This is a genomic window from Denitromonas iodatirespirans (assembly GCF_018524365.1).
Classification (GTDB): domain Bacteria; phylum Pseudomonadota; class Gammaproteobacteria; order Burkholderiales; family Rhodocyclaceae; genus Nitrogeniibacter; species Nitrogeniibacter iodatirespirans.
Genome location: NZ_JAEKFT010000057.1, coordinates 1 through 10,208 on the forward strand (window position 1 = coordinate 1; position 10,208 = coordinate 10,208).

Annotated in this window: 7 protein-coding genes and 1 pseudogene; 6 read left to right on the forward strand and 2 right to left on the reverse strand. The window is 59.1% G+C overall.

Features of this window, described 5'->3' with window-relative positions; translation table 11 throughout:
• Nucleotides 1-229 precede the first annotated feature (229 nt).
• Together I8J34_RS23500 and I8J34_RS23505 are read left to right on the forward strand one after the other, a co-directional pair.
• Entirely contained in the window at nt 230-1,399 is a 1,170-nt protein-coding gene (locus tag I8J34_RS23500; RefSeq protein ID WP_230411977.1) for an FAD-dependent monooxygenase, read from the forward strand.
• Nucleotides 1,400-1,653: 254 nt separating this feature from the next.
• Complete coding sequence (locus I8J34_RS23505) at nt 1,654-2,343, forward strand: penicillin-insensitive murein endopeptidase (protein WP_214364075.1); 690 nt, start codon at nt 1,654-1,656, stop codon at nt 2,341-2,343.
• On the opposite strand, the pseudogene I8J34_RS24755 reads toward I8J34_RS23505, so the two are convergent.
• Nucleotides 2,340-2,510: pseudogene (locus I8J34_RS24755) on the reverse strand (IS481 family transposase); the annotation flags it as partial. The gene I8J34_RS23505 and the pseudogene I8J34_RS24755 sit on opposite strands and share 4 nt — an antisense overlap.
• Before the next feature lie 29 nt (nt 2,511-2,539).
• The gene (gene proX / locus I8J34_RS23510; RefSeq protein WP_230411978.1) at nt 2,540-3,562 is read right to left on the reverse strand and encodes a glycine betaine/L-proline ABC transporter substrate-binding protein ProX; all 1,023 of its coding nucleotides are present in this window, start codon (nt 3,560-3,562) and stop codon (nt 2,540-2,542) included.
• Between the two features lie 856 nt (nt 3,563-4,418).
• On the opposite strand from proX, the gene proV reads away from it, so the two are divergent.
• From proV to I8J34_RS23530, 4 genes are all read left to right on the forward strand, one after another.
• Nucleotides 4,419-5,702: a glycine betaine/L-proline ABC transporter ATP-binding protein ProV gene (gene proV, locus I8J34_RS23515; protein WP_214364076.1), complete on the forward strand. Its 1,284-nt coding sequence runs from the start codon at nt 4,419-4,421 to the stop codon at nt 5,700-5,702.
• Nucleotides 5,699-6,550: an ABC transporter permease gene (locus I8J34_RS23520; RefSeq protein WP_214364077.1), complete on the forward strand. Its 852-nt coding sequence runs from the start codon at nt 5,699-5,701 to the stop codon at nt 6,548-6,550. Before proV ends, I8J34_RS23520 begins: the two co-directional genes overlap by 4 nt.
• A 273-nt stretch (nt 6,551-6,823) precedes the next feature.
• Nucleotides 6,824-7,720, forward strand: a complete 897-nt coding sequence (locus I8J34_RS23525) for a glycine betaine ABC transporter substrate-binding protein (RefSeq protein WP_214364078.1) — start codon at nt 6,824-6,826, stop codon at nt 7,718-7,720.
• A 324-nt stretch (nt 7,721-8,044) separates the two neighbouring features.
• Nucleotides 8,045-10,027, forward strand: a complete 1,983-nt coding sequence (locus tag I8J34_RS23530; RefSeq protein ID WP_230411979.1) for a HAMP domain-containing methyl-accepting chemotaxis protein — start codon at nt 8,045-8,047, stop codon at nt 10,025-10,027.
• Nucleotides 10,028-10,208: the final 181 nt, after the last annotated feature.

A 10,208-nucleotide genomic window follows, 5' to 3' on the forward strand; every position in this document is an offset into this window, starting at 1 on the left:
TCATCTTGCGCGAGCCTCATGTTTGTCATACAAAGGAACCCTTCAAGCAGAAGGGCGAGGCTCGATTGTGACCACTCCGGCGCCGACGCGGCAGCGGCGGATTCTCCGCGTAGCGGCTTCGTCCAACATTGCGCTCAACCTCGCTCCCTGCGGTCGCTGCGCGACAAAGCGTCGCGCAGCGCTGGTTAGCTCTACGTGATGCATCCAATAGAGAACGAGGTTCCCTTACATGAAAGTTGCCATTCTCGGTGGAGGGGTTGCCGGTATCAGCAGCGCCATTGCTCTCAAGCAGAAAGGTTTCGACGTCAGCATCTACGAAAGGCACGAATCCGACTTGAGTATTGGCGCTGGAATTGTTGTGTGGCCAAATGCGGCATATGTGCTCGAACAGCTCGGAGTGTTGGACGAGATTGAAGCGGTATCCGGGCATCTGACAAGAATGTGTAGACTATCGAGCGCCAACGAAGATTTGGGGGCGATTGATATTGAAAGGATCAACAGGAATATGGGGTATTCCAGCCTTTCCATTCTCAGGAGTGAATTTCAGCGCATCCTGATATCAAGGCTTGAATCGCTCGGGGTTGCCATCCAGTATGGCCGTACGGTTACCCGAATAGAAACCAAGAACCCAGATCAAGCTGAAGTCCACTTCCAAAATGGATCGAAGATCACAGCCGATGTCCTGATCGGAGCGGATGGCCGCATGGCTTCTCACGCCCGTCGTTATGTGTGTGGTGACAACAGTCCCGTGTATCAAGGAATCATAAACTGGGTTGGTGTTTATGAGTCCGAAGAAGAATCTTTTCAGGAAATCGCAGTAGCGGATTACTGGGGTGTAGGTGAACGCTTTGGAATCGTCCCCGTTACGAAGCACAAAGCCTATTGGGCCGGGGGTGCCGCCTGTGCCGATGTTGGCCCAAGAAATCAGTATGAATATAAAGCGGAGCTACGTTCAATTTTCTCGGACTGGCCGCAACTTGTTCGAATGATGACTGAGCACACACCTGTCGAACGGATCAACAAGATTTACGTGCATGACCATGATCCAATCCACACGTGGCACAAACACAACCTGATTGTGATCGGAGACGCGGCCCATGCCCCTCTGCCAACATCCGGTCAAGGCGCCTGTCAGGCGCTGGAGGATGCTTGGCATCTCGCAAACTGCCTAAACGAAAATCCTAGCGATTTGCAAAAAGCATTTGTCAAATTCACTGAGCTGCGGTTTGAAAAGACATCCGGCATTATTATGGCGGCCCGAACTTTTGCGTCATCATTGTTCAGTCGGGATGAAAGATTCTGTATGGCAAGAAACGAAAACAGCAAGAATACGGACTTTGCCAAAGTTGCCGCGGCTATGTCTGGAGGCTGGTCTCAGCACTTGCCACTCAATGTATAACAATGCCATCAATGCGGACAGTGTAGAGCGGCGCTCCTTCGTCGCCCGGTTTGATACTGCCGGTTATGGTGAGCGTTGAGATTGTAGAAAAGTTGATTTTGGAAATCTTTGACGATGACCTTGAACCTTAGATCTCTCAGTCCGCTTCGTATGGAGCGATCGGCAGCCTCTGAAGGGTCGAGTAGCTCCCGAAATCTGGCTGCTCCGGCATGGCGCCGGGTTTTCCTACCGCCTCGCTAGGCCGCATACCGCATATGCACAGACTGTTCCTTGCCGTCGCTGTCTTGTTCTTTATTCAGCTACCTGAGGCGATCGCCGAAAGTCAGTGCTACGGTACTATTGGCAACGGCCGAATCGAAGGCAGCGTCAAGCTTCCAGTAAGCGGCCGCAACTTCTCTGCATACAGCGTTCTGGGAGCAACGGCAGGGCGCACACATGTTCATTCCAGGGTCGCGGAGATCATCGTCTCGGCATACTCCGTTCTTGAGGTAGCAAGCCCTTCGACCGTATTCGTCTATGGCGAAACGGGCTGGCCTTCAGGCGGCCGCTTTCGGCCTCATCGCACCCATCAGAACGGTCTGTCCATAGACTTTTTTGTTCCGGTTCGAAATGCCGAGGGAAAGTCTGTGCCGCTACCTGCGAGCATCACCAATCGACTCGGCTACGACATCGAGTTCAATGCCAATGCGAAGTACGAGGGGTACAGCATCGACTTTCCGGCCATTGCCGAGCACATGTATCAGCTTCATATCGCCGCCAAAGCCAACGGAGTGGGCATTGCCTTGGTCATCTTCGACACCCGCTTTCTACCAAAGCTGTTCGCAACGCCGCGTGGCAAATATCTTCAGGCAAATCTGCCCTTCATGAAAGGTAGGCCATGGGTGCGCCACGATGAGCACTACCATATTGACTTCGCAGTCCCCTGCAAGCCCATTGGGGCCTAGCTGTGTAACCCCACCAGCTTGTTCGCCGTCGGTAGCCGGCCGATCGGCGATAGATATTTGAAGTTGGCGTGTGGTCGGTGCCAGTTGTACTGATGCAAGCAGATGGGCAAGTGGGCGGCACGCTGCTGCGAGGATTCGTGGGAGCGGACGTAGGCCCATTCGCGCAGGCCTGCGCAGGTAGTCGCTCAGCCGCGATTCAGGGGTTGGCCGCAGCCTGCGCCTGTGCCAGCCAGCCGTCATAGACTTTCCGGTTGACCTTGATCCATGCGGTAACGTGCCGGTCGATGTCAGCGCTGCTTGTCAGACCGATGCTCATCCACATGTTCTGCATGTTGATGTCGTTCACGTCTATGGTCATGACCTCGAAGAGCTTGCCCGCGTCCGGATGGGCTGTGACAAAGGCCTTGCTGGCCAGAATATGCTGCGTGTTGACCTCGAAGCCGTAGTCCTTGCCGTTGGGTAGTTTTGTGCTCTTGCCGGCGTTTACGCCGGGTTGCGACGAGAAGGGGACCTCAAGCCAGACGACGTCCGTGTTCGGTACCAGCGTCCCACTGACCCAGTAGGGTGTCCAGGTGTAGTAGAGGATCGGCTTGCCTTCCTTGTAGCGGGTGATGACGTCGGCCATCAACTCCGAGTAGGCGCCCTGCTTGTGGGTAATCGTGTCGCGCAGCTTGTACGCCGTCAGCTGATGCTCGATGACCTTCTCGCAACCCCAGCCCGCTGCGCAGCCAGCTAGGTCGGCCTTTCCGTCTCCGTCGGTGTCGAAGAGCTTGGCGACGGCCGGATCCCGCAGCTGCGCGATGTTGGTGATCCGGTACTGCTCGGCCGTCTTGCGGTCGATCAGGTAGCCCTGCAGGTTGTTTGCGATGAGCGCCCCGCTGCGGACGAGCTTGGCGTCGCCGCCGTTGCTGGCATAGAAGTCGTTGTGCAGCGGTGTCCAGTGGGTGGTCAAGAAAGCGCCAGCTTCGGTGGCGACGGCCAAATGAGCGCTCGCGTAGTCGCTCTCCTTGACCGGCTTGACGTCGTAGCCCAGGTCGGCGAGGGCTCGCATCACGATACGTGTCTGAAAGGTCTCTTCTGCGAGCGGCCCCTTCAGGGGTTGCACGGTCACGCCCTTGCCCGGCATCGCGTTGTCGGCGGACGCCGGGAGCGTAATGACTGCCATCAGCAGCGCAGTGCCAAGGTGCTTGAAGCGCAGTCGCCAGTGAACCGTTTTCATGCTGATCTCCTTTTCGTGCTGGGAACAGGCTTGCGGATCAGGTATCACTTGGTTGCCAGCGCGGGGGCGAGTCTGCTGCGAAGTTCAGCCCCGGGCGCCCAGAACAGCATGGAGCCGTGGCTGCAGCGCGCCCGGCAAGGCCCGGCGCGCATCGATTTTCCGTACAGCGATCTGGCTTTCCCGTGCTTCGGCCATGAGACATCTCTCCTCGCGGCGGGGGTGTCCCGCACCCACAACAGGTGGCGAGGGGAGAAGCCTGCAGCCGGCGTGCTGCCGGTTGGCTCGCGTACCTTAGCGGCTCGTTCGGCGCCGAGGTATCGATATTTTTCGAACAGCTGTTCGTTGTTTCCGAACAAGGCGCTCAGTGCCAGCACTTGCGGAGAAGAATCACTGAGTGAGGCGACGCTGAACGCGTGTGCGGTGCTTCAGATTCAGTCCGCATGAAGCTTGGATAAATTCGCCCCAGAAAATCGAGCACGCGAACGTACGACAGAATTCATACGCGGGGTCGTCTTCGATGACGGTGAACCGGCGAAGGGTTGGGTGTCGGAGCATCAGCGCCTCGCCACCTGGTCAGCCAGACCGGATAGGCCCGTACATCAAAATTGACTTGAGTTCCCCGCCCACCATCTCGCGCAGCGGTGCACATGTCGCAAATAGATTGATAGGTGTCGGTAAAGTGCAAGTGCGGTCCACGTATCAGCGCGACTATTCTCTCGGCGATCTCCGTCTAGCGGCATCGATCCGGCCTCGTGGCTGACCGATCCGGCGCTGGATCGCGCGTAGGGTGGCTTGCTCGTATGCATTCCAAGCACGAGTTCTCCTCTGTCAGCAACGCAGCCTTGAGAGGTGTCAGATGGAAGTGGTCAGTGAGGCACAGGCCCCGGATACAGTGAGCGGGGAAGAGGGCCGTGTCCGGTCTGGGGCTGCCGCTGAAGACAAGCTGGTGGTGCGCAATCTGTACAAGATCTTCGGGAATCGGCCCGAAGTGGCGCTGCAGATGCTGAGGGAAGGGCGCGACAAAGACGAAATCTTGAAGGAGACCGGCCAGGTGGTCGGTGTTCGGGACGCCAGCTTCACGGTCAAGAAGGGCGAGATCTTCGTCATCATGGGTCTGTCCGGGTCGGGCAAGTCGACCCTCATCCGTTTGCTCAACCGGCTCATTGAGCCTTCCGCCGGAGAGGTGGTGGTGGACGGCGTGAACGTGGCGGCGATGAGCAAGAGCAAGCTGCTCGAAATGCGCCGCCATGATATGAGCATGGTGTTTCAGTCCTTTGCCTTGTTGCCACAGCGCACGGTGCTCGACAACGCCGCGTTCGGACTGGAGGTGCGTGGTGTGGCGCGTGACGAGCGCGAGCGCCGAGCCATGGAGGTGCTGGACCAGGTCGGGCTGGCTTCCTTCGCCAAAAGTTACCCTGCTCAGTTGTCTGGGGGCATGCAGCAACGCGTTGGCTTGGCGCGTGCGCTGGCGTCGAACCCTTCGATCATGCTGATGGACGAGGCCTTCTCAGCGCTCGATCCGCTGCGCCGAACCGAGATGCAGGACGTGCTGGTGAATCTTCAGCGCGAGCACAGCCGTACCGTCATATTCGTTTCGCACGACCTCGACGAGGCGCTGCGCATCGGCGACCGTATCTGCATCATGGAAGGCGGGCGGGTGGTGCAGGTGGGCACTTCGGATGACATTCTCGAGCGGCCGGCGGACGATTACGTGCGCGCCTTCTTCCGGGGGGTGGATGTCTCCAAATACATGACGGCGGGGACTGTCGCGCAGAAAGAGCAAGTCACGATCTTCGACCGCCCCGAGGAGCTGGTGGGTGGTATCCATGCGGCGCTGGAGCGCCTGCGTCTTTACGATCGCGACTACGGCTTCGTTCTCGATCAGCATCAAAAAGTTCTGGGTGTGGTCTCGGTCGAGTCCCTCATCCGCTGTCGCGAGACCGGCGCCCACCGGCTGCGTGACGCACTGCTGCCGGAGCTTGGTGCGACAGTGCCGAGCTCGCTCCCGATCGAAGACCTCATTCGTATCGTCGTCGCCAGCCCCTGTCCGCTGCCCGTGGTGGACGAGAACGGACGCTATGTCGGCGCCGTGACCAAAACAGTCCTGCTTACGAAACTTAGCAAGGGAGTAGCGCCATGAGCGAATTCCGACTTCCCCTCGGCGAGTGGGTGTCCTTGTTGGTCAATTGGCTCCAGGACGACGGGAGTGGGATATTCGAGGCGATCGGTACGGTGGTGGAGACCTTCTCCGGCGGTATCGAGGATGGTCTTTCGGCAGTGCCGGTCTGGCTTTTCATCGGCGCCGTCGCTGCGCTCGGCTTGTGGCGCAAGGGCTGGGCGTTTGCCGGGTTCTGTGTGCTGGCTTTCGGCGTCATTGTCACCACCGGTTTCTGGGATCAGACGGTGGAAACACTGGCCCTCATCATTTCAGCAACGGTCATCAGTTTGCTGATGGGGGTGCCCCTCGGGATCTGGTCGGCCAGCAGCAAGCGAGTCGAGACGATCGTGCGCCCGACGCTCGACTTCATGCAGACAATGCCGGCCTTCGTTTATCTCATCCCGGCGGCGATGCTGTTCGGTCTCGGGCGCGTGCCAGGGGTGCTCGCCACGGTGATCTTTTCCATGCCGCCAGCGGTGCGCCTCACGGCGCTCGGCATCCGGCAAGTGAACAAGGAGCAGGTGGAGGCCGGCATTTCGTTCGGCTGTACGCCTGCCCAGCTGCTCTTCAAGGTGCAGATCCCCGGCGCCATGCCATCGATTCTCGCAGGCGTCAATCAGACCATCATGATGGCGCTTTCCATGGTGATCATTGCCTCCATGGTGGGCGCGGGTGGTCTTGGCAACGATGTGCTGGCCGGTATTTCGCGGCTTGATGTCGGCCTTGGTTTCGAGAGCGGACTCGGGGTGGTGCTACTCGCCATCATGCTCGACCGCCTGACGGAGAGCTTTGGCGAGCGTCGGGCCAAGCGTCCGAAGCGGGGCTCGTAGTCACGGGAAAGGCATTCGCATCGCTGACGGTCCCATGCCATCGCGTCGCGGTTCCGTTGGATTCCATCGCTCAGAACACAGTACGAAGGGATAAGAAAGTCGAATAAAAAGATGCTCACACAACGGGGCGGGATTCTATCTAGACCCTGAGCTATTGCCGGACATTCCGCGAATGTTCGGCGTAGAAAGCGCCCTGTCCGAAATGCCGCCGGGCAGGGAGTCGGAAAGGCAAGCGGCAAATATCGATACTCGGCCTCTCAGAAGGAGCAATAAATGTTCAATGCGATGAAGCTGGCAGTTCGCAAGTTTGCTGCGGTGCTTGCCGTCAGTTGTGCTGTTGCGCCCATGGCTGCGCATGCAGCTGAAAAGACCATCAAGGTAGGTTGGACGGCGTGGTCCGACGCCGAAGCTGTCACGAATGTCGCCAAGCAACTGCTCGAAAAGCGCCTCGGCTACAAGGTTGAGCTGGTCATGGCGGATGTCGGTATTCAGTACAACGGCGTCGCCAAGGGCGATCTCGACGTCATGCTCATGTCGTGGCTGCCGACGACCCACCAGGCCTATTGGGAAAAGGTGTCCAGCCAGGTAGAAGATCTCGGAATTCTCTATGACAAGGCGCGCCTGGGTTGGGTCGTGCCGGACTATGTGCCCGAGAGCGAGGTCAAGTCGATCGAAGATCTCAAGAAACCGGAGATTGCGAAGAAGTTCAAGAAACAGATCCAGGGTATCGATGCCGGTTCGGGCCTGATGCGCGCCTCTGCCGAAGCGGTCAAGGCCTACGGTCTCGACGATTACAAACTGGTCACGGCGTCGGACGCGGCCATGGTGCTGAGCATCGATCGCGCCATCAAGCGCGACAACTGGATCGTGGCAACGTCCTGGGCGCCGCACTGGATGTTTGCGCAGTACAAGCTGCGTTTCCTTGAGGACCCGAAAAAGACGCTCGGTGGAGAGGAAGCGATCCACGCTGTCGGACGCATGGGTTTCGAGAAGGATTTCCCGAAGGCTGCAGCGTTCATCAAGTCGTTCAAGATTCCGTTGGCCGACCTGCAGGACATTATGCTCAAGGCCAAGGATTCTTCTTACGAGAAGGAGGCCGCCGCCTATATCGAATCGCATCCTGAAATGGTTGAGAAATGGCTTAAGGACACCGCCTCGGCGCCCAACTAAGCAGGCGCTCGGCCGAACATGAACGGCTCGTGCCACCGGTTGCGTCCATCATTGAAATGGAGGGCGCAGCTTGGGTGAACCCAAAGGGTTCTCCTTGCACCGTTCGTTTGTAAGCCCGCCTCCCGACCTGATCAAGGTCCCGGAGGCGGGCTTCCTTCGTTGGGTCGACGCGGCTGCGAGCGCTCAGCGACGATTCGAGGCAGACGATCGAAGGGAGTGGAATCGCCCCCAGTCCTTGTGAATATGTGGTTGAACGAGTGACATGGAATCATCGGCGGAGTGGCGAGGCATGTTTTTTTGCGCCTAGGCGTGGGAGAAGACACCGTGCAGTTCTTTACAAACTTGCGATCGCGTTTTGGTCGTTCGACGATGGCGCGGAAGCTGGGGTTCGGCTTCGGTTTGGTTCTGCTGCTCACAGGCGTCGTAGCAGCGATCGGTGTCACCGCGTTGCAAACGATCGAACTTCGCTTCGACCAGCTCAAGCTGATGGCGCAGATCAATCGGAACGTGCTCCTGATTCGTCAGCATGAGCAGGCGTTCTCCCTTTCTGAAGATCCGGCCGAGGTGGACGCGTTGCGCTCCGGCATCGACGCCATCCTGGGCCTGACGACCGCTCTGAAGACGCAATCGGCCGCTATGGCGGCGACAATGGACGAGGTTGAACTCGAGGTGACGGCCTACCGCACCTCGTTCGATGAATTCGTCAATCTTGCCCAACGCAAGCAGCGGGCTTTGGATACCGCCGCTTGGTCGGTGCAGAACGTGACCAACAACCTCGATCTGGTCCACGGCATCTTTGTCGAAGATGCCGTAGCGGCGTTAACGACTGGGGAAAACGACAGGGGCGAAGCGCTCATCGAACAGGCGGGGCAGCTCGGTGAAACGGGTCGCCTCGTGCTGCAGGCACTGAACGAGGCCCATGTCCGCCTTGAGCAAAGCCGCAGGGCGGCTGTCGGCACGGAAGTCGACGCGGGTGCCCGGATCCCGCAAACCGAAGAAGCCGCACAATTGATCAAACAGCTGATCGATGTTGCAGGCAACGATCCGGCCTATCGGGGCGTGCTCAAAGAAGCTGCGTCGCTCATTACCACCTTCAATGAGCGGCTGGACGAATACACCGAGCTGCTGACCCAGGAGCGCAAGGTCCATGCGCAAATGATTGCACGCGCCGAACAGGTCATGCGGCGGGTGGACAATGCATATACCGAACAGGACGAAGCAATGCGCAACGAGCTCGGGGCCAGCGCCGGGTTCATCTTTGCCTCCTCGCTGGTCGCCCTGCTGGCAGGGCTGGCCGCCGCGATGCTTATCACTCGGGCCGTGGTCAAGCCGCTCCGCAGTGTCATCCGTGTCGCGGACCGCATTGCAGACGGTGATTTGACGGCGAAAATCGAGTCGCACGGCACCGACGAGGTCGGTCAGCTGATGCGCGCCATGTCTCGTATGTCACTGGCCCTGCGCGACATCGTCGGTGGTCTGAAGAACGGCATCGGCAGTATCGCGACCTCGGCGCAAACGCTGTCCTCGGCCGCAGAACGAGCGAACGCCGAAGTGGGCAGTCAGAAACAAGAGACCGCGCAGGTGGCCACCGCAATGAGCGAAATCGTACAGAGCCTGGATGAAGTGGCGCGCAGTGCCGCGGATGCCGCGAGTGCCGCCGATTCCGCCGATTCCAAGGTGCAGTACGGCCGGAAAGTGGTACAGGGCACCATGTCGCGCATCGAACAACTCGCGGCGGCGGCTGGTGCGGCACACGAGAGCATGCTCAGCCTCGACGGTGAAGTGCAGAACATCGGGGCCGTACTCGATGTGATCAAGAGCCTGGCAGAACAAACCAATCTGCTCGCCCTCAATGCCGCGATCGAGGCTGCTCGTGCCGGCGAGCAGGGTCGTGGTTTTGCCGTGGTCGCCGACGAAGTCCGCCTCCTGGCGCAGCGGACGCATGAATCCACGGCCAAGATTGAAGGGCTGATCCTCGCGGTGGTGCGCAGCACACAGGACTCGATGCAACAGATCGGCGCGAGCAGCGAGTTGGTGGAGACGACTGTGGCGGATGCCCATCAGACCGAGAGTGCCCTGCACAGCATCGCCGATGCGGTCTCGGTGATTCACCGCATGAATCAGCAGATTGCCGCCGCTGCCGAGCAGCAAAGCGCGGTTGTCGCGGAAGTCAACCGCAGCGTGGACAGTATTCGCGATAGCGCAGATCAATCAGCTGCTGCCATGCAAGGGACGGCGGTGTCGAGTACCGAGCTGGCCCAACTCAGCACCACGCTGCATGGCATGGTGGGGCGCTTCCAACTTTGATCATCTGATGGGCGCGCCTTGAACGGGCGTCATGTCTGGTGGTTCCGGGGTGTCTGAATCGCCCCGGGTTCGGTGGAGGCCGTTTGGTTTAAGTCAGGCCGGGATGGCGGCCTCGCTGGCGAGTTGCCTGTAGTAGTTTGCCTCAGCTTCTGCAGGCGGGATATACCCGATCGGTTCGAGC

Excerpts from the sequence above, each read along its gene's own strand:
- I8J34_RS23520 (WP_214364077.1), top strand. The coding sequence starts at position 5,699 with ATGAGCGAATTCCGACTTCCCCTCGGCGAGTGGGTGTCCTTGTTGGTC.
- I8J34_RS23500 (WP_230411977.1), top strand. The coding sequence starts at position 230 with ATGAAAGTTGCCATTCTCGGTGGAGGGGTTGCCGGTATCAGCAGCGCC.
- proX (WP_230411978.1), bottom strand. The coding sequence starts at position 3,562 with ATGAAAACGGTTCACTGGCGACTGCGCTTCAAGCACCTTGGCACTGCG.
- I8J34_RS23505 (WP_214364075.1), top strand. The coding sequence starts at position 1,654 with ATGCACAGACTGTTCCTTGCCGTCGCTGTCTTGTTCTTTATTCAGCTA.
- I8J34_RS23525 (WP_214364078.1), top strand. The coding sequence starts at position 6,824 with ATGTTCAATGCGATGAAGCTGGCAGTTCGCAAGTTTGCTGCGGTGCTT.
- proV (WP_214364076.1), top strand. The coding sequence starts at position 4,419 with ATGGAAGTGGTCAGTGAGGCACAGGCCCCGGATACAGTGAGCGGGGAA.